This is a genomic window from Rhizobium sp. WYCCWR 11152 (genome assembly GCF_013087615.1).
Lineage (GTDB): Bacteria > Pseudomonadota > Alphaproteobacteria > Rhizobiales > Rhizobiaceae > Rhizobium > Rhizobium indicum.
In genome coordinates this window covers 17,684-40,024 of the sequence record NZ_JABFCP010000003.1, presented here as the reverse complement: position 1 = coordinate 40,024, position 22,341 = coordinate 17,684, and the positions used below count along the sequence as shown (strand labels likewise).

The 22,341-nt window shown below is 61.0% G+C and carries 20 protein-coding genes and 1 pseudogene; 9 read left to right on the top strand and 12 right to left on the bottom strand.

All coding sequences use genetic code 11. The features are described 5' to 3' along the window. Nucleotides 1-6: 6 nt before the first annotated feature. Nucleotides 7-489: a hypothetical protein gene (locus G9X67_RS02640; RefSeq protein ID WP_171597994.1), complete on the bottom strand. Its 483-nt coding sequence runs from the start codon at nt 487-489 to the stop codon at nt 7-9. 111 nt (nt 490-600) lie between these two features. Here G9X67_RS02640 and G9X67_RS02635 point away from each other — a divergent pair, with 111 nt between their 5' ends. The 5 genes from G9X67_RS02635 (at nt 601) to G9X67_RS02615 (ending at nt 5,180) form a co-directional block, all read left to right on the top strand. Continuing rightward, complete coding sequence (locus G9X67_RS02635; RefSeq protein ID WP_171597993.1) at nt 601-990, top strand: RidA family protein; 390 nt, start codon at nt 601-603, stop codon at nt 988-990. Between the two features lie 22 nt (nt 991-1,012). Then, the gene (locus tag G9X67_RS02630) at nt 1,013-1,876 is read left to right on the top strand and encodes a MurR/RpiR family transcriptional regulator (RefSeq protein ID WP_138331431.1); all 864 of its coding nucleotides are present in this window, start codon (nt 1,013-1,015) and stop codon (nt 1,874-1,876) included. A 25-nt stretch (nt 1,877-1,901) separates the two neighbouring features. Further along, a complete protein-coding gene (locus G9X67_RS02625; protein WP_171597992.1) occupies nt 1,902-2,678 on the top strand; it encodes an SDR family oxidoreductase in 777 nt (258 codons plus the stop codon). Nucleotides 2,679-2,693: 15 nt separating this feature from the next. Next, nucleotides 2,694-3,893 carry an MFS transporter gene (locus tag G9X67_RS02620; protein ID WP_171597991.1) on the top strand — a complete coding sequence of 400 codons (1,200 nt, stop codon included), beginning with the start codon at nt 2,694-2,696 and terminating at the stop codon, nt 3,891-3,893. A gap of 84 nt (nt 3,894-3,977) precedes the next feature. Beyond that, the gene (locus G9X67_RS02615; protein WP_171597990.1) at nt 3,978-5,180 is read left to right on the top strand and encodes an ROK family transcriptional regulator; all 1,203 of its coding nucleotides are present in this window, start codon (nt 3,978-3,980) and stop codon (nt 5,178-5,180) included. A 35-nt stretch (nt 5,181-5,215) separates the two neighbouring features. Here the strand turns inward: G9X67_RS02615 and G9X67_RS02610 are convergent, their stop codons facing one another. Then, a complete protein-coding gene (locus G9X67_RS02610) occupies nt 5,216-6,130 on the bottom strand; it encodes a DMT family transporter (RefSeq protein WP_171597989.1) in 915 nt (304 codons plus the stop codon). A 277-nt stretch (nt 6,131-6,407) separates the two neighbouring features. Between G9X67_RS02610 and G9X67_RS02605 the strand changes: the two genes are divergently transcribed. Beyond that, nucleotides 6,408-7,148 (top strand): AraC family transcriptional regulator, encoded by a 741-nt coding sequence (locus tag G9X67_RS02605; protein ID WP_171598244.1) that lies wholly within the window; start codon nt 6,408-6,410, stop codon nt 7,146-7,148. 104 nt (nt 7,149-7,252) lie between these two features. Here G9X67_RS02605 and G9X67_RS02600 read toward each other — a convergent pair whose 3' ends face one another. Both G9X67_RS02600 and G9X67_RS02595 read right to left on the bottom strand, forming a co-directional pair. After that, the gene (locus G9X67_RS02600; RefSeq protein ID WP_171597988.1) at nt 7,253-8,254 is read right to left on the bottom strand and encodes an NADP-dependent oxidoreductase; all 1,002 of its coding nucleotides are present in this window, start codon (nt 8,252-8,254) and stop codon (nt 7,253-7,255) included. A gap of 50 nt (nt 8,255-8,304) precedes the next feature. After that, on the bottom strand, nt 8,305-9,120 hold the full coding sequence (locus G9X67_RS02595) for an oxidoreductase (protein ID WP_138331437.1): 816 nt from the start codon (nt 9,118-9,120) through the stop codon (nt 8,305-8,307). Between the two features lie 90 nt (nt 9,121-9,210). On the opposite strand from G9X67_RS02595, the gene G9X67_RS02590 reads away from it, so the two are divergent. After that, the gene (locus G9X67_RS02590) at nt 9,211-9,687 is read left to right on the top strand and encodes a helix-turn-helix domain-containing protein (RefSeq protein WP_138331438.1); all 477 of its coding nucleotides are present in this window, start codon (nt 9,211-9,213) and stop codon (nt 9,685-9,687) included. An 83-nt stretch (nt 9,688-9,770) separates the two neighbouring features. On the opposite strand, the gene G9X67_RS02585 is transcribed toward G9X67_RS02590, so the two are convergent. The 7 genes from G9X67_RS02585 to G9X67_RS02555 are packed head-to-tail and all read right to left on the bottom strand — an operon-like array spanning nt 9,771 to nt 17,622. After that, nucleotides 9,771-11,792 carry a beta-N-acetylhexosaminidase gene (locus G9X67_RS02585; protein ID WP_171597987.1) on the bottom strand — a complete coding sequence of 674 codons (2,022 nt, stop codon included), beginning with the start codon at nt 11,790-11,792 and terminating at the stop codon, nt 9,771-9,773. Nucleotides 11,793-11,829: 37 nt separating this feature from the next. Next, nucleotides 11,830-12,300, bottom strand: coding sequence for a GNAT family N-acetyltransferase (locus tag G9X67_RS02580; RefSeq protein WP_171597986.1), 471 nt, complete (start codon nt 12,298-12,300; stop codon nt 11,830-11,832). A gap of 11 nt (nt 12,301-12,311) precedes the next feature. Next, nucleotides 12,312-13,238, bottom strand: coding sequence for an ATP-binding cassette domain-containing protein (locus G9X67_RS02575; protein WP_171597985.1), 927 nt, complete (start codon nt 13,236-13,238; stop codon nt 12,312-12,314). Next, the gene (locus G9X67_RS02570) at nt 13,235-14,050 is read right to left on the bottom strand and encodes an ABC transporter ATP-binding protein (RefSeq protein WP_138331442.1); all 816 of its coding nucleotides are present in this window, start codon (nt 14,048-14,050) and stop codon (nt 13,235-13,237) included. The genes G9X67_RS02575 and G9X67_RS02570 overlap by 4 nt, the downstream gene beginning before the upstream one ends. Next, entirely contained in the window at nt 14,047-14,949 is a 903-nt protein-coding gene (locus G9X67_RS02565; RefSeq protein ID WP_138331443.1) for an ABC transporter permease, read from the bottom strand. Before G9X67_RS02565 ends, G9X67_RS02570 begins: the two co-directional genes overlap by 4 nt. Beyond that, nucleotides 14,949-15,929 carry an ABC transporter permease gene (locus G9X67_RS02560; protein WP_171597984.1) on the bottom strand — a complete coding sequence of 327 codons (981 nt, stop codon included), beginning with the start codon at nt 15,927-15,929 and terminating at the stop codon, nt 14,949-14,951. The genes G9X67_RS02565 and G9X67_RS02560 overlap by 1 nt, the downstream gene beginning before the upstream one ends. Before the next feature lie 19 nt (nt 15,930-15,948). Then, a complete protein-coding gene (locus G9X67_RS02555) occupies nt 15,949-17,622 on the bottom strand; it encodes an ABC transporter substrate-binding protein (RefSeq protein ID WP_171597983.1) in 1,674 nt (557 codons plus the stop codon). Between the two features lie 383 nt (nt 17,623-18,005). Between G9X67_RS02555 and G9X67_RS02550 the strand changes: the two genes are divergently transcribed. Together G9X67_RS02550 and G9X67_RS02545 are read left to right on the top strand one after the other, a co-directional pair. Then, nucleotides 18,006-18,914: a flagellin gene (locus tag G9X67_RS02550; protein WP_029874829.1), complete on the top strand. Its 909-nt coding sequence runs from the start codon at nt 18,006-18,008 to the stop codon at nt 18,912-18,914. A gap of 237 nt (nt 18,915-19,151) precedes the next feature. Next, nucleotides 19,152-20,693 carry a DHA2 family efflux MFS transporter permease subunit gene (locus G9X67_RS02545; protein WP_171597982.1) on the top strand — a complete coding sequence of 514 codons (1,542 nt, stop codon included), beginning with the start codon at nt 19,152-19,154 and terminating at the stop codon, nt 20,691-20,693. Between the two features lie 178 nt (nt 20,694-20,871). Here the strand turns inward: G9X67_RS02545 and G9X67_RS02540 are convergent. Then, a pseudogene (locus G9X67_RS02540) lies at nt 20,872-22,182 on the bottom strand (MFS transporter). Nucleotides 22,183-22,341 lie beyond the last annotated feature (159 nt).

Sequence of the window (22,341 nt, the reverse complement as noted above, 5' to 3'; positions counted from 1 at the left end):
CCCGCGTCAACCCATCGGGTTCGGCAGATAGCCGGTGAAACCTGAGATCTTCCAGCGTCCTTGGTGAAGCCTGCAATAATAGAGCGTCTGCCATTGCATGACGTCTCTGGTCCCGTCAGGCTTGGAAATGCCGCCGTCGAATTTCTTGCGGACAAGCGCCATATCGCCTTCGATTTCGATGTCTTCCAGCGTCGTCGTGGTGAAGATCGCCGTACGAGCATCTTCTGCGAAACTCTGTTTGGCGAAATCCTCCGCCTGCCTCAGCCATTCCTGGCGATAGGCAGACAGCGTCGGAAATGCGAGGCGCCAGTTGTCGGGGCTGACTTCCTTTCGGCCGTCAATGCCGATGAAGCCCTCTTCCACGAAGTCATGTTCGACCATCGACCAATCGGCGGCGAGAAAGGCATCGATATCGCGCGGAACGAGCATCTCCCAGATAGCGTGCCGGGCGCTGTCGGACGGGAAAGGATTCTTGAAAGGATCGCGCATATCTGCCCCAGATTGAAATTCTTTTCATAAATCGCGTTTTTCACTGGTCAAATTCTGCTTTCTATGGTCACTTGTCAACTTATCAAGAAAATAATTTGCAAGGACTTCAGCATGCCGATCAAGCGCTATGGCACTGTTCAAACGGGCGCCGGCGGCAAGGCGCTGCCTTTCGCACGTGCAGTCGAAGCCGACGGATGGCTGTATGTTTCCGGGCAGGTTGCGATGGAAGATGGCGAAATCATCGACGGCAACATCATTGCCCAGACCCACAAGACGATTGCCAATGTCTTTTCGATCCTCGATGAAGCCGGATACGGTGTCGAGGACGTCGTGCGCGTCGGCGTCTGGCTCGATGATCCGCGTGATTTCTGGACCTTCAATAAAATCTATCAGGAGTATTTCGGCGAACATCCGCCGGCACGAGCCTGTGTGCAATCGTCGATGATGGTTGATTGCAAGGTTGAGATCGACTGCGTGGCCTATAAGAAGAAGGATAGATAGCGAACTATCGGGGGGGACGGGCTTGGATATCTTTTCAACGCTGCAGGAAGACAAGGGCCGGCTCTCTCCCTCCGAGAGCCGCATCGCGGAGATCATCGTCAACGACTTCGAGTTTGCCGTGAATGCCTCGATCATCGAGCTCGCGGAACGGGCCGAGGTATCGCCGCCGACCGTTACCCGCTTTTGCCGGCGGCTCGGTTGCGAGAGCTTTTCCGACTTCAAGGTGCAGCTTGCCCGCACCGCCCATATCGGTGTTCGCTATCTGAAGCCGGAATCGAAAAGCACCGATCCGGCCGATGTCGCCCAGGATATCATCACCAAGGCGCAGAACGCGCTCTTTCTGCTGCATCGGTCGCTCGATCTTGCCGCGATCGAAGCCGCCGTTTCGCATATTGCCAAGGCCGATATGATCTATGCGTTCGGGTCGGGCGGCAATTCGTCGATGATCGCCGACGAGCTCCAGAACCGCCTGTTCCGTCTCGGGCTTCGCATCACCGCAAGTTCCGACCACAGCATGCAGCTGATGATGGCTGCCGCGGCAAGGCCCGGCGATGTGCTGATCGGCTCGTCCTTCTCCGGGCGCAATATGGAGCTGGTGCGCGCCTTCGAGCTTGCCCGCCAGACCAAGGTGAAGACGATCGCGCTCACGCAGACGGAAAGTCCGGTTGCCAAGGCCGCCGAAATCGTCGTGCCGATCGACCTTCCCGAGGGCCACAATATCTATCGCCCGACCTCGACGCGCATAGCCTACATCGCGACGATCGATATCCTGTCGAGCCTGGTTGCCTATGCCGTTCAGCCGAAGGCGACGACCACGCTTCGGCGCATCAAGCAGCAGCTGGTCATTCACCGCGATGGCGACGACCGGCAATTGCTTGGAGATTGAGGTTCATGAACGGGAGCGACAGAAAATGACGCAGTCGATAGCCATCGTTACCGGCGCTGCAGGCGATATCGGCGCGGCGATCGCCGCACGGCTTGCCGATGACCACGACGTCGTGTTGCTCGCCGATATCGATGCTGCGGCTGCGGCTGCCGTGGCATTGAAGCTCGGGCCGGATAATCGCTTCGTCGCCATCGAATGCGATGTAACCAGCGAGACGAGCATAGCGGAATTGGCAAGACGCGCCGCCGACGTCGGCGTGGTTAAAACCCTGGTCAACAATGCGGGTGCCGCCCGCGCGACCAGCCTGCACGACACGACGCCCGAGATCTGGCGGGCGGACAATGCGCTCAATCTCGAAGCGGCATTCTTATGTTTCCGCGCATTCGAGCCCATGCTGACGGTTTCGAAGGGGTCAGTCGTCAATATCGCCTCGGTCAACGGCATGCATGTCTTCGGACACCCGGCCTATAGCGCCGCCAAGGCCGGCCTTTTGCATTTCACCCGGCTGGTCGCCGTGGAATACGGCAAGTTCGGCATCCGGTCCAACGCCGTCGCACCCGGCACGGTGAAGACGCAGGCCTGGGAAGCACGCGCGGCCGCCAATCCAAATGTTTTCGAGGAAGCGCGCCGCTGGTATCCGCTGCAGCGCGTCGTCGATCCGAAGGATGTTGCCAATGCCGTGGCCTTCCTCGCCGGCCCCCAGGCCGCCTCTATCACCGGTGTCTGCCTGCCTGTCGACTGCGGCCTCACGGCAGGCCAGGCAGAACTCGCGCGGACCTTCTCCCAATCGGAACATTACTGACATTCAGATGCCCGCATGAGCCGCCTTTTCCCCGACGTCTTCCGCAATCCGGCGATCCGCGCCAGCATGATCGCCATTTTCACCTTCGGAATGGCGGGGGCGATGACCGCACCTTACCGTTCGGTCGTGGGTATCCGCGAATTGGGCTTGAGCGACGGCCTCTATTCCTTCCTGAGTTTCGTCTCGGCGGCGGTGAACGTCGTCATCAGCATTCTGCTCGGCAATCTCGCCGACCGGCTGGGCGAGTACCGCTCGACGATGATCGGCGCCTGCCTCTTCGGCATCGTCGGCTACGGCATGGTCTACGCCTTTCCCACTGCGGCCATATTCGTCATCAGCGGGTTGCTGCCCCTGCCGATCTACGGGGCGCTGAACTCGCTGCTGTTTGCCAATGCGCGCGCGGCCATGCACGGCATGAACCGAAGCGACATGGTGACGGCCAACTCCGGCGTACGCGCCATGATCTCGCTGTCCTGGGTGCTGATCCCAGGGATAACTGGCCTGCTGCTGTCTGGCGCATCGAGCATGCTGCCGGCCTACCTCTTTGCCAGCATCTCATGTCTGCTCTGCCAGGGGATCATCGTCTTCGCCCTGCCGAAGCGGGCGGGAACGGAGATGGCAGCAGTTCATCATCTCAGCTATCTCGGCGCGCTTCGCCAGGTGGTTTCGCCGCGCATCTCGGCGCATATTTGCGGGGTGGCGCTCATCACCAGCACGCTGCATCTCAATGACGCCCTTCTGCCATTGATCGCCACCGGTGCCGCGCATGGCAGGCTGAGCGACGTCGGCATTCTCGTTGGCATAGTCGCATTGCTGGAAGTCGTCTTCATCATCGTCTGGTCGCGGATCGCGCGGAAGACCGGCCAGATGACGGCGCTGGCCGCCGGTACCATCATCTATGCCGTGTTCCTCAGCCTGCTCGGCTTTGCCTCCGAGCCGTGGCACCTCTATGCGCTCACCTTACTTGCAGGCATCGGAGCGTCGGCGATCATCACCATTCCGATCACCTATCTGCAAGATCTGATCGCCGACCGGCCGGGCCTCGGCAGCGCCCTGATCTCCGTCAATATCTTTGCCAGCGCCGGGATCGGCGCGCTGGTCTTTGCCGCAGGCACCTTTGTGACAGGCTATTCGGGAACCGCGATCCTGAGCGCCGTCACCGGATTGTCCGGAATAGCGATCATCGGCCTCTTGCACAGACGCGGTGTCCGTTGAGCAAATAAGTCGTTCCGAAGAATGGAGCTTTCATCGGTGTTCGTCTTGTGACAAGGGTGACGCACCATTTCCTTTGAAGGCGACATGAAGGCGATCTCCGGCACGAATCTCGAGCAGGCCAAGTCTCACAACCGGCGTGTGGTGATCGAGGCTGTCCGCACGAATGGTCCCTTGTCGCGGGCGGCGATCGCCCGGATGACGGCGCTGACCGCCCAGACTGTGTCCAATATCGTCGAGGAACTGGAGAGATCCCACCTTCTCGTCCCGTCCGAGGCGCAGAAGCTGGCGCGCGGCCAGCCGATCATCCCCTACACCATCAATCCGCGCGGCGCCTATTCGATCGGCCTCGAACTTGGCCGCCAGCGCGCAAGTGGGATCCTGACGGATCTCTCCGGCGCCGTTTGCGCGCGCATCGAGCGCCACGTCGAACATCCGGATCCGCAACGGGCCATGCCGGCTCTCCAGTCCATCGTCGAGGATCTCCAGCAAGCCTTCGCATTCGACCGGAATAGGCTGCTCGGCGTCGGGATGGCCCTGCCCGGCCGCTATGCCGATGGCGGCACCACCTCTCTCAGCCCGCTGAACCTGCCCGGCTGGCAGGATTTTCCCGTTGGGCACGAGCTGGAACAGCGGGTAAAAGTGCCGGTGCTGGTCGAGAACGATGCGACGGCAGCAGCGATCGGCGAGCGTCTTCATGGTGTCGCCCGCGGTTTGGGCAGCTTCGTCTATCTGTTTCTCGCCGGCGGCGGGGGCATCGGTGCCGGAATGTTCCTCGACGGCCACCTCTACAAGGGTAGCCGCAACAATGCCGGCGAGATCGGGCATATTATCGTCGAACCGCATGGCAAGCTCTGCAGCTGTGGCAAGCGCGGCTGTCTGGATCGCTACGTCTCGCCGGCCGTTGCCTATGAATACATGGGCATTGCCAACGCCGAGGAGCTGTCGCCCGACGATCTCGACGCGCTGATCGCCAAGGGCAGCGAAGGTCTCGACGCCTGGCTGGATCAGGCCGTCCAGCCGCTACGGCAGACCGTCGATTTTCTGGAGCTGGCCTTCGATCCGCAGACCATCGTACTCGGAGGCAGCATCTCGACGTCGCTGATGCTTCGGCTTGCAGAGCGGCTGGAGCCGTTGCACACCCCGATCGACCCCAATCAAAAACGGGCGGTACCCCGCGTCATGATCGGCACGACCGGCAAGGATACGGCAATCCTCGGCGCCGCCGCCCTGCCGATCTTTTCCGAAACCAATCCGCGCTTCGACGTCCTGCAAAAGCCGCTCGGCTAGCTACCTTCGCCCGGGAGATTGCCGAGGCCAGCCTCTCATCCGCCTGCGGGCAGCCTCGCATCTGACTGCGGCGGGCGACGGGCTAGAGGTCGCGCAAAGATGACCACGTTGCCGAGAAGCGTCAGCGCCAGGCCGATCAGGCCTAGGCCGGTCCAGTGGTAGCCCTCGAATACCGTCGACAATGACAGGGCGACGATCGGGAACAGGACGGTGGCATAGGCGGCGCGTGAGGAGCCGATGCGCGACACCAGCATGAGGTAGGTGGTGAAGCCGATCACCGATCCGATTGCCGCGAGATAGAGCAGGGCGGCAAGATAGGTGATGTTAGGCGGCGCGACGATCGGCGTTTGCGTCACGGCAATTAGGAAGAGGAGGACGATCGCGCCATAGGTCATGCCCCAGGCATTGGCGGTCAGCGGTGAGATTCCGACCGCGCTGTTTCGACGCGATGCCATATTGCCCAGCGAGAAGAACAGCGTGCCAAGCGCTGCGAGCCCGATCCCTTTCAACGTACCCATATCGAAATCGACGACAACGTCCTGTCCGAAAAGGAGGAGAAGGCCGGTTGCTCCGAGCGCCGCTGCGAGAAGCGTGCGGCCTGTAATGCGGTCGCCGAAGAAGAGGCGCGCGTTGACGGCATTGTAGATCGTTGCGAGCGAGAAGATCACGGAGATTAGCCCGGACGGGATAGAGGCGGCGGCGTTGTAGAAACAGATGAAATTGAGGCTAAACAGGCAGAGCGCTTGCGCAAGGATGAAAGGTTGATCGCGCAAGGCAGGGAGCTTGAGCCGCCGCATGACAGCCAGGATGGCGACGAGGATCACGGCTGAAACCGCAAATCTGTAAAAGACAGAGACCAAGACCGGCACGGGACCGACCTGCATCGCAATGGCGATCCAAGTCGTCCCCCATATGAGGACGGTCGCGATGAAGAGAGCGGCATTTGCCATGGAGTGATCCTCGTTTTCCCGACCAATAGGCGAACCGTGCGCAGGCCTCTTGCAGATTCTTGCTATCAAATCGATTTGCCCGGACTTCCGGCTCGCCATGCGGGTCGTCCGCCGTTATTGTTCGCGCGGCATGGTCAGGTGTGGGAAAGAATTGGTGAAATATAGTCACCCCTCGGTTTTCAGGTTTTTGTCCGCATCTCCCACTGCGCGGATGTCACAATCCATCGATTTGGGGTTCGGACGATCAGCTGCCATCTGGAGCAATGCACACGACAGGATGAGCTATCAGCGGCCGAACGGTCATACGTTCAGTCTTTATCTTAAGGGCGGCGTCGGAACGCGTCGTCTGGATGGCAGCCCCGCCGCGCGCGGCCGTCCGGGAGTGCTGTGCATCATGCCACAGGAGCACTCGTCCGAATGGGAAATCACCGACTTCTCTCAATTCGTCCATCTGTATGTTCCCGACGACCAGATGCGCCGGATGTTTGCTGAGACGTTTGACCGCGATGCTCGGCTCATGGCTCTTCCCGAAGTAACCTTCGCAGATGCACCCGCCTTGGCGCACACGCTTCGGCAGATGACGAAAGCGATGTTGGCGGGCGGCCATCTGCTGGCTGAGGAAGCGATGACGCAGGCGATCAACGATTTCTTCGTTGATCCGCGTTATGGAGGGATGCGTCCCTGTGCGATCAGCGGCGGGCTTGCTCCTCATGTGCGGCGCCGGAGTCTGGAGTATATCGAGGCCCATCTCGGTGAGACAATCCGCTTGCAGGATCTGGCGGCGATCGGGCAGCTCAGCGCGTTTCATTTTCAGCGGATGTTCCGGGCAAGCTACGGTGTGTCTCCGCATGGCTGGGTGGCCCACCGGCGTGTCGAGCGCGCCAAATCGATGTTATCAGACATGGACCCAATAGCGCAGATCGCTTCGGCCTGCGGCTTCAGCAGCCAGAGCCACATGACACGGGCATTTAAGTTGGGCACAGGCATCACACCCTCTGCCTACCGGCAACGACAGTGAAGCCCCTTCGCTCGACCGCACTTCTCTTTTCCGAAACCAATCCGCGCTTCGACATCCTGCAAAAGCCGCTTGGCTAAACCTGGGCTCTTCGGCCTTCCCAGGCCTCACTTCACCGCGATGACGACCTTGCCCTTCGCGCGTCCCGTTTCCACATAGTCCAGCGCTTCGTTGGTCTTCTCGAACGGGAAGGCCCGGTCGATGACGGGGCGGATGGCGCCCGCCTCGATCAGCGAAGCGATCTTGCCGAGCTGCGCGCCGTTTGCCGTCATGAAGAGGAAGGAATAGCCGATCCCCCGGCGTTTCGATTTCCGCCGGATGCCGAAGCTCAAGAAGCGCATGACCTGCTGCAGCAGCCAGCCGAAGCCGCTTTCCCTGGCGAAATCGGGATCGGGCGGACCTGATATCGAGATCAGCTTGCCGCCGGGCTTCAGGACGGCGAGCGATTTCTCCAGCGTATCCTTGCCGAGGCTGTTCAGCACGACGTCATAGCCCTTCAGCACCTTTTCGAAGTCGTCCGTCTTGTAGTCGACCACCACGTCAGCGCCGAGGCTTTTCACCAGATCGATATTTGCCGTGCTCGCCGTTGTCGCCACATGAGCGCCGAGATGCTTGGCAAGCTGGATCGCGATGGTGCCGACGCCGCCGGAACCCGCATGGATCAGCACCCTCTGGCCTTTCTGCAGCTTGGCGCGCTCGACCAGCGCCTGCCATGCGGTCAGCGCCACAAGCGGAACGGATGCGGCCTCTTCCATGCTGAGATTGGCGGGCTTCAGCGCAACATCGGCAGCGTCGATGGCGATATACTCGGCGAACGTGCCAATGCGATCCTGATCAGGACGCGCATAGACCTCGTCACCGGGTTTGAATTGCCGGACATTGGCGCCCACCCGGACCACGACGCCGGCGACATCGTTGCCGAGCACCAGCGGAAGCCGGTAGGGCAGGATGAGTTTGAACTCTCCGTCCCGGATCTTGGCATCCAGCGGGTTCACGCTGGCGGCATGGATCTCGACCATGACGTCGTTCTTGCGCAGCTGCGGTTCAGGGCTCTGGCCGAGCCTGAGGGCGCCACCTTTCTTGTAGCGATCGATCAGGAATGCTTTCATGAGGGCGAACTTTCGTTTCTGGGATGAGCCGGCACTGCGGCAAGGCAGGCTCAAGCGGGAAGTTTGTTGAATTTCCGGAGGCTCTTGTCGACGAAGGACTCGGGCAGGAAGCGGCGGATGAAGCGCACCTGGCCTGCTGCTTTCCCGGCCGTGTAGCGTCTTTTCGGCGAGGCCGCATTGGCGGCCCGGATGACGGTTGCGGCGACCACCTCGGGCGCATCGCCTTTTGAGACGATCTCGCGCATCAGCTTCTCCGCGTCGGCGCGCACTGCGTCATAGACGGCAAGCGGCCGGTCGGGGCGCGTGATGTTCTCCTCGAAGGAGGTGCGGGTGACACCCGGTTCGACGAGCACGACGCGGATGCCCTGTGTGCGCACTTCATGATCGAGGGATTCCGAATAACCTTCGACCGCGTGCTTGGTCGCTGCGTAGAGCGCGTTGAAGGGCGCCGGGATCAGCCCAAGGATCGAGCTCAGGTTGATGATCCGACCGCTGCGCTGCCGCCGCATCACCGGCAGCACCGCATTGGTCATGCGCATCGTGCCGAAGACGTTGACGTCGAATACGGCTTTGGCCTGCGCCGTCGTCGATTCCTCGGCGCCGCCGAGCAGGCCGATTCCGGCATTGTTGACCAGAAGATCGATCCGTCCCGTGCGTTTTAGAACCTCGTCGACGACGCTCTGCACGGACTGATCGTCGATGACGTCGCAGACCAGCATGGTGATCCCATCGGCGGTGTCGGCCATCGGCTTTCGGCTGGTGCCGAACACCCGGTAGCCGTCGCGCCGCAGCGCCTTCGCCGTCACCAGCCCGATGCCGGAGGAAGCCCCGGTGACCAGGGCAATGCCGCGTTCTCTTTTGCTCATTGACGTCTACCTTCGTTTTTGTCGTGGAACATCCATGCGCATTCTGTTACTATCAAATCGATAGCAAGTCACTACTAAAAAGATATCAACATGAAGAATCTTTCCGAACAACCCTGCCTGATCGCCCGCAGCCTGGCGCTCGTCGGCGACGCGTGGAGCATGCTGATCATGCGCGACGCCCATGCGGGGCTGACCCGCTTCGATGAATTTCGCAAAAGCCTCGGCATCGTCCCGACAATGCTGACGGGGCGGCTGTCATCGCTGACCGAGGAAGGATTGCTGGAAAAGCGTCGCTATTCCGAGCGTCCGCCGCGCGACGAATATGTGCTGACGGAAGCCGGCCGCGACTTTCTGCCGGTGCTGTTTGCGATCGGCGCCTGGGGCCGCAAGCACCGCGGCGGCGGTGCAGTCACCCGCTTCTTCGACGCCGAGACCGGAACCGAGATCGATCCCGTCACCATCGACCGCGCGACCGGCGCGGAGATTGGAACACGTCCTATTCGTATCGCCGCACCCGAATGTCAGCTGCCAGCGGCAGATGAAGCGGCACCTGACAACACCCGTTGAAAGCGATGTCGGTATCCTTGCCATCGCCGCCTCCGGTGATGGCAAGGGTGATCCTTAAATCAAAATCCAGCCCGATCCGGGCGCTAAGACTGCTGCAGCCCGTAGAGCAGCGGCATCAGTCCTGCGAGCGCCCTGAAACGCTCCCACGACTTGGATGACGGCTTCGTCCAACCCGTTTCGGCAAGCGCGGAAAGGCGCGGGAAGACGAGGCGGTCGAAAACGGCCCGATCCGTCATCGGCTCGGACCAGATGCAGGCCTGGATGCCGAGGAGTTTCTGTTTCTGGCTCGCCGTCCAGCCGCCGATGGGGTCGAAATTGTAGAGCTTCTCGGCATCCGAAGTCCCCGCCCAGCTGGCGCCGGGCTCGTCCCAGTCGGGCCTGAGCGCCATGTCGAGGTAATAGACCTGTCCGGGGCAGACGACGATTTCGTAGCCGCGCTCGGCAAGTTCGGCCGAGACCTCGACATTGCGCCAGCTGCAGAGATAGCTCTTGGATTTGTCGATGACATCGCCGTGGGCCGCCTCTTCCCAGCCGCCGGTGATGCAGCCCTTGCTCGCAAGGAAGCGCTGGACGCGGTTCAGGAATTCCGCCTGCAGGATGGCGGCACCCGAGCCGTGGATGTCGTCGGCGCCATGGGTATTGGTCACGACGTTCAGCCGCTTGGCATGTGCATCGGCAACCTCGTCGCCCGCCACGCTACGCAGGCGTTCGAGCGCTTCCGGCGAACCGGACCATGCACCAAGCGGAACCTCGTCGGCGCCGAGATGGATGATCTTGAACGGAAAGAGCTCGATGAGTTCGGAGAGGATCGTCTCGATGATCTCATAGGTCTTCTCGCGGGCCGGATTGATGCAATTGTCGGGAAAGCCCTGAACCGAATAATAGCTGCCGACCTCGGCTGGATCGCGCAGTTCCGGTATTGCCTGCAGCATGGCGTAGCAATGGCCGGGGACATCAATCTCCGGCACGATCTCCACGCCGAAGCTCTTGGCATGGGCGACGATCTCGCGGATGGCAGCCTTGGTGTAGTAACCGCCGGTGCGGGCCGGGCTCGAACCGAGCAGCGGCGGAACGGCAAGGCCGTGGCCACGCCAGGCGCCGACCGCGGTCAAATCAGGATAGGCGTCGATCTCGACGCGCCAGGCTTCGTCGTCGGAAAGGTGCCAGTGGAAGCGGTTGAGCTTATTCCAGGCAAGCACCGCCAGCAGCTTCTTGACTTCAGCCGCGCCATAGAACTGGCGGGCGACGTCGAGATGCAGGCCGCGCCAACCCATCGACGGCTCATCGACGATCTCGCCGGAGGCCGGAAACTGGAAGACCTCGGGATGCAGCCTTGCACCGCGCCAGATCTGGCCGAGTGTGACGAGGCCGTAGAGGAAGCCGGTCTGGCTGCTTGCCTCGATCGTGATCGTCTCACCCTCGAAGCTCAGCCGATAGGCCTCTGGCCCGAAGCCGGCGGCATCCTTCAGGGCAACCGGAACCGCGCCTTCCGCCTCGCTCCGCACGATGCCTTCGACGGCGAAGAGATGCTCGACCAATGCTGCGAAACTGCGGGCTGCCGCCTCCCCTTCAGCGCTCTGCGCCTGCGGCGCAAAACCGGCCGGCAAGGGCCGACGGGAAGTGACCGCCACATGGTTCGGCCAGGGGATGATCGACACCTGAACGGGCGCATTGACGGGAACCGGATAGATCTCGGCGCCACGCTTCAACGGCGCATTGCTGACCGAAGATCGCGTCGGCTCTATGGTGAGCAGGATCGTGCTGCCGTCGGAAAGCGCGAGATAGCCGCTCGTCGCGCCGTCCGTCCAGTGACGGAACTGCCAGCTCAGCGCGTAGACCGAGATCGTCCACGTCTCGCCGGCGCCGAGAACGAAATTGGCCGGCGGCTGGAATTCGGTGAAATTCGAGAGCCGCTGCGAGACAGTGGCGCCTTCGACGCGCCCGGCCGGATCGACACGACCTGGGCCGCTCACGCACAGCGAAAAATTCGAAAGCGGCTCGGTGCCGAGGTTCTTGAGGCGCAGGACGTAGGAAAATTCCTTACCATCCGCAGGCGGATTCCAAAGGGTTTCAAGCCGCAGGGTTTTCGGTCGCGATGTGGGCATGGTCACTTTTTCCTTTTGAAGATCGGGCTTTTACAAATCAGGTCTTGAGCATTCCGGCGTAAATGCCGGGAGCGGAATTGGGGATCGGCACGACTCCGACCGCCTTTCCGTAAAAGGCCGAGGGGCCGACGTCGCCGATGATCGCATAGGCATAGCCCATCGCTTTCAGGTCGTTCAGGCTGGCAAAAAGCAATGCCCGGCCGATGCCGAGCCCGCGAAGGCCTTCGTCGACGCCGGTCGGTCCGAAGAAGCCGCGCGCCGTCGCTTCATGGCAGGAAAAACCGACGAGCTTCTGCTCGCGCGTGGCGATGAAGCAGGTCGGCGGTTGGCGGGTCATCGCGACGGACGCCTCGCTCGCCCATCCCTCACCGAATTGTTCTGCGATCCAGCCAGTGATCAGCCGGAATTCCGGCGGCAGAGCCCGGCGGATCGTCACACCCTCGCGTGCCATTCGTTCGGGCGACTGCGTGTCTGGCGGCAGGGTGGAGAGGTTAACGAGATAGTCCACTTTGCCATCCTTCAGCTGGAAACGCCGAGTGCGCGTATGAAATGGTTGGAGCCGACCTGCTCGATGACAGCCGATTCCGGACGGCTGAGCGAGCGTACCTTTTCCGCCTGTTCGAGGAAACGCGCGCTTCCGCCGGTCACGAACGGCCGGCTGCCATCCGGAACGGCCGAAAGCAGCAATTTTGTATAGGGATGGCGCGGATCGGACAGAACCGTATCGGTGTCGCCCCATTCGACCATCTGGCCGGCGAACATGACGACGATCTCCTCGGCCACATGTGCGGCCGTCGCAATGTCGTGGGTGATATAGAGCATGGCCAGGTCATTTTCCCGTTTCACCGTCGCGAGCAGATCGAGAATGTCCTTGCGGATGGAGACATCGAGCATCGAGGTCGGCTCATCGGCCACCAGCACGCTCGGCGCAACGGCAAGCGCGCGCGCGATATTCACCCGCTGCCGCTGGCCGCCCGAGAGTTCATGCGGGAATTTCTGCCTGGTCAAATCAGGTTCCAGCCCGACGCTTGTCAGCAGGCGGGCAATCTCTTCGGCAAGATCCGCCCTGGAGCCGCTCTGCCGGTGCAATTGCAGCGGCCGCGCCAGATGATGGCTGACCGTAAAGGCCGGGTTGAGCGATGAGAACGGATCCTGGAAGACCATCTGCACCTCCCTGCGATACTGATGCTCATCTTTTGCCTCGCCGCGGACGGTCAGATCCTGCCCGCGGAAAAACAGCCTGCCGCCCGTCGGTTTGTCCAAGCGCGCGATGATGCGGGCGCAGGTCGTCTTGCCGCAGCCGGATTCGCCGACCAGCGCCAATGCCCGACCGGGAAAGAGCGAGAAGGACACACCTTTCAGCGCGTGTAGCGGGCCGAAGTTACGCTTGATATCTTCGAGCCGGATCACGGCTTCCGCGACCACAGGATTTGCCTCCGCCTTCATGCCAAGACTCCCGATAGATGCGGATTGCCTGGAAGCTGCGGAATGGCATTCCAAAGCTTGCGGGTATAATCGTGCAGCGGCGCCTGGGCGACCTGGCGCACGTCGCCCACTTCGACGAGTTCGCCCTTCAGCATGACACCGATGCGCTGGCAGAGCTGCGCCATCAGATGCAGGTCATGGGTGATGAAGAGCACCGAGAAACCATAGGTCCGCTGCAGATCGACGACCTGCTCGAGGATCTCCCGCTGCACGACCACGTCGAGGGCCGTCGTCGGCTCGTCCATGATAATAAGCTCGGGTCTCAGCGCCAGGCAGATGGCGATGACGATGCGCTGACGCATGCCGCCGGAGAACTGGTGCGGGTAGTCGCCGATGCGATGCGTGGGAATGCCGACGAGGCGGAACATCTCCTCGCCGCGAAGCCGGGATTGCTCGCGCGAGCAACCGGTGTGGCGGTAGAGAACGTCATGGAACTGCGCCTCGACGCGCATCAGCGGATTGAGCGAATTCATCGCGCTCTGGAAGACCATGCCGATGCGCTTCCAGCGGATTTTCTGCAGCTCGCGTTCGGGCAGCCTCAGGAGATCCTGTCCGGCGAGCCGGATGCTGCCGCCGCTGATCCAGGCAGGCGCCTTGGAAAGACGCGTGATGGCATAGGCGATCGTGCTCTTGCCGCAGCCGGATTCACCGGCCAGCCCGAAGATCTCGCCACGGCCGATATTGAAGGAGACATCCTTGACGGCGCGGAACTCTCCCTTGTCGACGAGGTAGTCGACATTGAGCTTGTCGATTTCCAGAAGATTGTCGCTCATCGGCCAAGCTCCAATTCTCTGTTGCGGGCGCGGGTGAGGCGGAACCAGCGTGTCAGCGCCGGGCCGGAGCGAAGCTGCGGATTGGCGATCTCGTCGAAGGTGAAATTCAAAAGCGCAAGGCCAAGGCCGGTGAGCGCGATGCCTGCCGCGGGCACCCCAATATCCCACCAGGCGCCGACCATGATCGCCGAGGAATTCTGGGCGTTGTAAAGCATGGTGCCCCAGGAGACCTTCAAGGGATCCCCGAAGCCGAGATATTCGAGCGTCGTCTGGGCAACGATGGCGTAGATGATGCTGCCGACGAGATTGATGCCGATCAGCGTCGTCAGGTTCGGCAGGATCTCCACGAAGATGATGCGCCAGGCGGGCTCGCCGATCATCTTGGAAGCCGTGACGAAATCACGATTGCGAAGCGCCATCGTCTGTGACCGCGTCATGCGGGCGCCCCAAGGCCAGGAGGTCAGCGCGATGATCGACATGATCGCCATCGGCCCGACCGTGCCGGCGAAGGAGGCGAGCAGGATCAGCAACGGCATGTTCGGGATGACCAGGACGGCATTCGTCGCAAGATCGAGCACCGCATCGGTCTTGCCGCCAGCATAACCGGCGACGAGGCCGATGGCCGTGCCGACAATGGTGATGGCAATGCCCGTGGCAAAGCCGACGGAGAGAGAGCTGCGGGCGCCCCAGACGAACTGGCGATAGACATCCCGCCCCATCTTCGTGGTGCCCATGACATGTTCGATCGACGGCGGTTGGTGCGAGCGTCCGACACGCGCTCCGGGCTCGCCGGGCGCAATGATCGGCGCAAACAACGCCATCAGCCACAGGGCAACAATGATGACGAGGCCGGCCAGGGCTTTCTTCTGGCGGAGGATAGACCGTAGCCCGAAGCCCATTATACGGCCTCCCGCAATCTGGGATCGACGAGCCCGTAAATGATGTCGACGAGGAAATTGGCGCCGAGCGTCGCGAGTGTCATCAGCAGCAGCTGTCCCTGGATGACCGGGTAATCGCGGGCGATGCTCGCGGTATAGAGCGTCAGTCCCAGGCCGGGATAGTTGAAGACGATCTCGGTGACGATCGAGCCGCCAAAGACGGCGCCGAGCATCAGCGCCAGGTTGGTCAGCACCGGAAGCATGGCATTGCGGGCGCCGTAGCCGAACATGACAGTGAGATGGCTGAGCCCCTTGGCGCGCCCCATGGTCACATAGTCTTCGCCGAGCACCGAGATCATCGACGAGCGCATCGTCGTCTGGAATTCGCCGATCAGGAACGGCGAGAGCGTCAGCACCGGCAGGATCGCATGGGCGAAGACGCTGCCGATGAAGGTGAAATTGAAGGCGGGATCGAGGTTCGGATCGTAGGCATAGCCCACGGGAAACCAGCGCAGCGAGACCGCGAAGACGAAAAGCGTCGTCAGCGCCACGATGACAGGCGGCACCGAAATCATGATCACGGAGAGCGGCGAGACGATCGTGTCGAAGCGCCCGCCGCGACGCCAGGCCGAGACCGCGCCAAGCACGACACCGACGCAGAGCGAAAAGATGATCGCGGTCGTCACGAGAAAGACCGTCCAGAGCGTCGACCGGCCAAGAACCTGGACGACGGTCTGGGGATAATATTTGACCGAAACGCCGAGATCCAAGGTCGCAAGCCCCTTGAGGTAATCGACGAATTGCCAGAGCATCGGCTGGTCGACCGCGCCGAAGCGCGCCTTGATCGCCTGGACGGCGGCAGGTGTCGCCCGCGGACCTAGCTGGGCGACCATAGCGTCGACCGGACTCCCCGGCATGAGCCGGGGAAGAATGAAGTTCACGACGATGGCGAACACCAGGGCGACCGCATAGACGCCGAGGCGCCGGCTCGAAATGCGCATTTCCGCTCCCTCGCGAGGCTCAACTGACCGGCTTGAGGCGCAGCAGATGCATCAGGCGCATGCGGTTGTTGTCATGATCCTCGGGGTTCATGACGGGATCCTTGTCGGTGACCCAGCCGGTGAAGCGCTTGCTGGAGAACTGATACCAGGTCGGCCCGTTGAACACCGGCACGACGGGGAAGTCGTCGGCGATCAGCAGCTGGATGTCGTTGAAGATCTTCTTGTGATCGTCCTCCGATGTTGCCTTCAGATACTGATCGAAAAGGGCGTCCAGCTTCGGGTTCGAATAGCGCGAGGGCGCGCCGGTGATGCGCCCGCCATAAGCGGTCGACAGGTTCTGGTAATAGCCGCGGAACGGCGTTGCGCCATCGGCGCGGGAGTTCATGACGACCTCGAAGCTGCCGTCGATGAGCTGCTTGCGCCACTGTTCATATTCCGGGGTCGCGACCGACGCGTTGATGCCGGCGGCGCGCAATCCTTCGACGGCGATCTGCACCGCATCGATCCAGTCGGTCCAGCCGTTCGGAACGATAATCGCGAAGGCGATCGGCTTGCCGCTCGGCGTCGTGCGGAAGCCGTCTGCACCCTTCTTGTAGCCGGCATCGTCGAGGATCTTGTTGGCTTTCTCGGTATCGAAACCCATGAAGGCGTCCTTGTCGCCTTCGGCGCCCTTGTTGCGCCAGGTCTCGAAGCGTGGCGGCAGGCCGGTCGCATGTTCGTTGACGACGGGATAGCCGAAGCCCGCAATATCGACCATCGACGTGCGATCCATGGCGAGGCTGAAGGCATGGCGGAAGTTCAGGTCCTTATAGGCCTCGAGATTGCCTTCATTGCCGCTCTTGAAATTCATCTGGAAAGCGACGGTCTCGGCCGGCGGCTGCCAATAGCCGTTATGGTCGGGATCGAGCGCCACGAAGGTCTTGTCGATCTCGGGAATGAAGGAGCCGATCCAGTCCATGTTGCCTTCCGGCAGGATCGCAAGCATCTGGTCGTTGCCCGAGATCTGCGGCAGCCTGAGGCAATCGACATGCAGCGAGGCGGCATCCCAGTAGTTCGGGTTGCGGCATTGCTCGTAGACCTGCGGCGTGAAACGGCGCAGCTCCGTCATCGGGCCGGACCCCACAGGCTTCTCGTTCTTGAAGGCGACCGGATCGGAAACATCCTTCCAGATATGCTCGGGAACGACGGCGAGGTCGGCGAGCGTTTCCGGAAAATCGGAATTCACCGCCTTGAGATCGATCTTGACTTGGGTTGCCGACGGCGCCTCGACGGAGGCAACGGTCTCGCCGACGCCGACGGTGTCGAGTGCGGCGTTCTTGAGCATGAGATCGATCGTGTATTTCACATCGGCCGACGTCAGCGGCTGACCGTCCGACCATTTCAGGCCTGATCGCAGCGTATAGGTGACGGATTTCATATCCTCGGAAAATTTATAGTCGGTCGCCAGACGAAACACCGGCTTGCCGCCATCCTCCGCATTGAAGATGACCAAGGGTTCGTAGATGAAATCCATGGTGCTCTGCCGGCGGCCGGCAAGGTCGAACGGATTGAAGTTCTGCACCCAGCTGGACTGCTCCTCGATATGTATCGTCAGCACCGACTCTGCGGATGCACTGCCCGCCGCGAAAGCGACAAGCACTGCCCAGCCGGCACGCATGGAAATGTCACGGAATACGCGCTTGCTCGATCTCATCCCAACGTTCCCTTGTTCTTTGTTTTTGAAGTCAATCAAATTGATTTAATATTGATAGTCAGTTTCCCGCCGACACGTCAATTGCCGATTGGAAATTTCTGTAGCGCACTCGGGATCGGCTCTCAGCAGACATTAACCGGGCATGACCTTGACCGAAAAAATGACCGGCAAATCGAGCAGCCGAGCCTTCGCCTCACATTTCTGCAGAAAATATCGCCGCGTCCTTTCGTGTTAACGATTAAGGTACTTTTAAGTACCATAATTGACCCAACGATGGCGAATTGACCTTCCCGAACACGGGTCGATAAGCATGAGGCTGCTCGCCACGGCCCGGATTGACCCGGGATGCAACACATCCAACTTCATGAACGGGTCGAATTTCTATGACGAGCATCAATACGAACAATTCCGCGATGGCTGCCCTTCAGACGCTGCGCAGCATCAACTCCAATCTCGAAACGACACAGAATAGTGTCTCTACCGGCTACCGGGTCGACACCGCATCCGACAACGCCGCCTATTGGTCGATCGCCACCACGATGCGGTCCGACAACAAGGCACTTTCCGCCGTGTCCGACGCCCTTGGCCTCGGCGCAGCAAAGGTCGATACTGCCTATACGGCAATGGAAAATGCGATCGACGTCGTCGACGAGATCAAATCCAAGCTTGTGGCAGCGACTGAAGACGGTGTCGACAAATCCAAGGTCCAGGAAGAAATCACGCAGCTTCAGAATCAGCTGCTGAGCATCGCCCAGTCAGCGTCGTTCTCTGGTGAGAACTGGGTTGCGGGCGAAAGCGGCACGAAAAGCGTCGTGTCGTCCTTTGTTCGCGATGGCTCCGGCGCCGTTTCCGTTAAAGTGACGGATTATGCCCTGGATACCAGCTCCACGGGCAATGTGTTGTTCGGCATGAGCAGCGGGACGATCGATACCGCGTCCGGCATCCTCGGAACGGTGGACGCAAATGGCGATTCTGTCTATTCGCTCGACATTACCGACTTCACCACCGGTCAGATCCAGTCGGCGCTGTCGACCATCGAATCCGCGCTGTCGGCAATGACCTCTGCCGGTGCGCAGCTGGGTTCGATCTCGACGCGCATCGAACTGCAGGAAGACTTCGTCGGCGCGCTGTCGGATTCCATCGAGTCGGGCGTGGGACGACTGGTCGACGCCGACATGGAGGAGGAGTCGAGCAGGCTGTCTGCCTTGCAGACACAACAGCAGCTGGCGATCCAGTCGCTATCGATCGCGAATTCGTCGTCGCAGAATATCCTGTCGCTCTTCCGCAGCTAAGCCCCGGACAAATAGGACGCTTGGACCAAATCCGTTGAACAGAGGATCGAGCCTGACCCACCCGGTCAGGCTCGATTGCAATTGGGGATGGAAATGCCTACAGCGCCGCCGTCTTTCAGACGCGGCGCTGCATCACTTTGAATTGCTGCATATTTTACTCTCGATCGATTCCGATTTAAGGAATTCTGCAGTAGTCTTCGCACCCTGGGCGGAGAATGCAGCGCGCGGGATCATCGCATGTCGGAACGACTTGAATCTGCCCGCCCTGATGAAACACCCGCCATCGTCTGGCTCGGCTTCATGGCGATGTGCGTCGGCATGTTCATGGCGATCCTCGACGTCCAGGTGGTGGCGACATCGCTGCCGACCATCCAGTCGGCGCTGGATATCGATCCGGATCAGATGAGCTGGATACAGACGGCCTATCTCATTGCCGAAGTGGTGGCGATCCCGCTCACCGGCTTCTTGACGCGGCTTCTGACGATGCGATGGCTGTTCGTTACCGCCATCTGCCTGTTCGTCGCAGCCTCCGCCGGCTGTGCAATGAGCGGCAGCTTCGGTGAGCTGGTCGCCTGGCGGGTGCTTCAGGGTTTTTCCGGCGGAACCCTGATCCCCTCGGTGTTTTCGGCCGTGTTCATTCTCTTTCGGAACGAGCGCCAGGCGCTTGCGACGACGATCGCCGGCGTTCTCGCGGTTTTGGCCCCGACCGTCGGACCGATCGTCGGCGGATGGCTGACTGAGACCTATTCCTGGCACTGGCTGTTCCTGATCAACATCCTTCCAGGCATTGCCTCGGCAATCCTGGCGGCACGGTCCCTGCCGAGGCAGGCGACCGATCCGTCCGAACTCAGGCATCTCGACGGCCTGTCGCTTCTGCTGATGGCAACCTCGCTGACGAGCCTGGAACTCAGCCTGAAAGAGGCGCCGACGAGCGGCTGGATCTCAGCCTATGTCCTAAGTCTGCTGGCGGTCTGCCTTGCGTCGGGAGGTGTCTTCATCTGGCGAACGCTGCGCAGAGACCGGCCGATCGTCGATCTCGGAAATTTCGGCGATCGAAACTTTCTCGTCGGTTCGGTTCTGAGCTTCGTGCTCGGCATCGGCCTCTTCGGCTCGGTCTATCTCATGCCGGTCTTTCTCGCTTTCATCAGAGGACACGACGCCCTTCAAATCGGCATGACGATGCTGGTCACCGGCGTCGCGCAATTGATCACGGCGCCGATCGCGGTCGCGCTGGAGAAGCGGATGGACGCGCGCGTGCTGTCGGCCGCCGGTTTCGCGCTCTTTGCGATCGGTGTCGGGATGAGCGCTTTTCAGGACCCTCGTTCGGATTATGACGCGATGTTCTGGCCGCAGGTCGTGCGCGGCGTCGCCATCATGTTCTGCTTGCTGCCACCGACGCGACTGGCGCTCGGCACTCTGCCGCCAGACCGCATTCCCGACGCGAGCGGACTTTTCAACCTGATTCGCAACCTCGGCGGGGCCATCGGCATCGCGCTGATCGACACCATCATCTACACGCGCTCGGAGCCGCTGGGACAGGGCCTCTGGACCCGCCTTCAAGCCGGCGACGTCGAGGCCGCGACATTCGTTGGCGCGCCTCTTCAGACGATATCCGGGCATAGCGGCAGCTTCGACGCGGATACCACGGCGCTGCTCGATCCGCTGGTCCAGACCGCGGCAAGCGTCCAGGCAATCAACGAGGCCTGGATGGTAATTGCCGTCCTGACCGGCTGCGCCCTGCTCTCAGTGCCCTTTGCCAGGCGGCCAACGTCAACGTGAAAACCAGGGTTGACGAAACCGCTCTAAGAGAATCAACTAAGTTGTTGAAAAACCTGGAGCCGAGACTGCAATGGTGCCACCAGCTGTCAGTCTTCGCCGCAAAAATTTATTCTGCGACAAGGTCGAACCTACCCTCCGCCATCCCGAGATGGAGGCCAACGCATCGGTCAAGCGGCTTCTAGGCTAGCGTAGCACTGCGTGTCTCTGCATCGATGAAATACTGCAGCACCTGCCAACAGCAGCAAAGCAGCGAAAATCCCGATGACCAGGCCGAAATCTCTAGTCACAAAAAGACCGATCAACGATGGCGCAAGTAGCCCTCCAAGCCGAGCCATAGCACCGGCGGCACCCATTCCGGTTGCCCTAGATGCAGTGGGATAAAGCTCTGGCGTATAGGCGTAGAGTGCACCCCACGTACCAAGTAGCGCGAAACTCATGATTAGCAGTGACGACGCTACCAAGAGTGCGGATGAGCCGACGACAAACAAAATGGATCCCATCGCAGAAAGGATGCAAAATGCCACAAGCGTTGGACGCCGCCCCCATTTTTCGACGCCGTAGCCAGCGAGCGCATACCCAGGAAGCTGGGCAAGCGCGATCAGCACAAGAAAACCGTAGCCTCGAACGAAGCCAAAGCCGTCCCCGGCAAGTTTCGGAGGTATCCAGGTGAAGACGCCATAGTAAGAAATGGACACCAGAAACCAAACCGCGAGGATCAAAAGGGTTCGACGCCGCAGAGCGTGGGAGAATATTCCGATACTACGCGTCGTTGTCGCAGGCGCGATGTCAACCTCTTGTCCCAGAGCACTGCGGCCATTCACCAGGGCCATCCGGTCGATGATCGCCTTTGCTTCTCCACCCCTTCCCTTGCGCAGAAGATAGAGCGGCGATTCCGGCACGAAAAACCGCAGACCGAAACCGATAATCGCCGGGACCGCTGTTACGGCAAAGATCAATCGCCAGGCTTCGGCCACGTTCCAGAGACTGAGCAGCCAGGCTGCAAGTGCGACAACCAGAGTTCCGACGGCCCAGAAACCCTCCAGCAGCACCAGCCACCTGCCTCGGTTCTTCGCCGGTAGGAATTCGGCCATCATCGCATAGTCCACCGGCAACGTCCCGCCGACTGCTGCACCGGTCAGGAAGCGCATGAACAGGAGGAACGTGAAGTCTGGCGCGAAAATTGACAGCGTGCCAAAGACGGCATCACAGGAGACAGTCGCGATCAAAACGCCGCGACGGCCGATCCTATCGGCAAGCCTACCAAACCCCATTGCGCCCAGAAACATGCCAAGGAAAAACACCGTGCCCGTTGAAGCGCCTGCGGCACCGTTAGTTCGAAGCTCGTGGCGATCGAAGCGGCTGTGAAGCCCACTGCGATGACCTGCATGGCGTCAGCTGCCCAGACCAACCCGAAGATGGCCATCAGCCGTCCCTGATATCGTCCTGCCCCCGCGTGGTTGAGTGCATCGTCGATTGTGATTGTGGTCATTTGTTTTCCATACCCGGCTGCCGTGGTCCGCTCATAGCGCATTCAGCCCAAAAGGTCACAGCCGCAAGCCGCGATGGAGGTCGTCGCCGCGATATAAAGGCGAATCGACCGTCTCCTGTGATGGCACGATGTCTAATGGCCAAAGGTTTTCCGCGAGGT

Coding starts and splice junctions, on each gene's coding strand:
- G9X67_RS02640 (WP_171597994.1), bottom strand. CDS start 489: ATGCGCGATCCTTTCAAGAATCCTTTCCCGTCCGACAGCGCCCGGCAC.
- G9X67_RS02635 (WP_171597993.1), top strand. CDS start 601: ATGCCGATCAAGCGCTATGGCACTGTTCAAACGGGCGCCGGCGGCAAG.
- G9X67_RS02625 (WP_171597992.1), top strand. CDS start 1,902: ATGACGCAGTCGATAGCCATCGTTACCGGCGCTGCAGGCGATATCGGC.
- G9X67_RS02620 (WP_171597991.1), top strand. CDS start 2,694: ATGAGCCGCCTTTTCCCCGACGTCTTCCGCAATCCGGCGATCCGCGCC.
- G9X67_RS02615 (WP_171597990.1), top strand. CDS start 3,978: ATGAAGGCGATCTCCGGCACGAATCTCGAGCAGGCCAAGTCTCACAAC.
- G9X67_RS02610 (WP_171597989.1), bottom strand. CDS start 6,130: ATGGCAAATGCCGCTCTCTTCATCGCGACCGTCCTCATATGGGGGACG.
- G9X67_RS02605 (WP_171598244.1), top strand. CDS start 6,408: ATGAGCTATCAGCGGCCGAACGGTCATACGTTCAGTCTTTATCTTAAG.
- G9X67_RS02600 (WP_171597988.1), bottom strand. CDS start 8,254: ATGAAAGCATTCCTGATCGATCGCTACAAGAAAGGTGGCGCCCTCAGG.
- G9X67_RS02595 (WP_138331437.1), bottom strand. CDS start 9,120: ATGAGCAAAAGAGAACGCGGCATTGCCCTGGTCACCGGGGCTTCCTCC.
- G9X67_RS02590 (WP_138331438.1), top strand. CDS start 9,211: ATGAAGAATCTTTCCGAACAACCCTGCCTGATCGCCCGCAGCCTGGCG.
- G9X67_RS02585 (WP_171597987.1), bottom strand. CDS start 11,792: ATGCCCACATCGCGACCGAAAACCCTGCGGCTTGAAACCCTTTGGAAT.
- G9X67_RS02575 (WP_171597985.1), bottom strand. CDS start 13,238: ATGAAGGCGGAGGCAAATCCTGTGGTCGCGGAAGCCGTGATCCGGCTC.
- G9X67_RS02570 (WP_138331442.1), bottom strand. CDS start 14,050: ATGAGCGACAATCTTCTGGAAATCGACAAGCTCAATGTCGACTACCTC.
- G9X67_RS02565 (WP_138331443.1), bottom strand. CDS start 14,949: ATGGGCTTCGGGCTACGGTCTATCCTCCGCCAGAAGAAAGCCCTGGCC.
- G9X67_RS02560 (WP_171597984.1), bottom strand. CDS start 15,929: ATGCGCATTTCGAGCCGGCGCCTCGGCGTCTATGCGGTCGCCCTGGTG.
- G9X67_RS02555 (WP_171597983.1), bottom strand. CDS start 17,622: ATGAGATCGAGCAAGCGCGTATTCCGTGACATTTCCATGCGTGCCGGC.
- G9X67_RS02550 (WP_029874829.1), top strand. CDS start 18,006: ATGACGAGCATCAATACGAACAATTCCGCGATGGCTGCCCTTCAGACG.
- G9X67_RS02545 (WP_171597982.1), top strand. CDS start 19,152: ATGTCGGAACGACTTGAATCTGCCCGCCCTGATGAAACACCCGCCATC.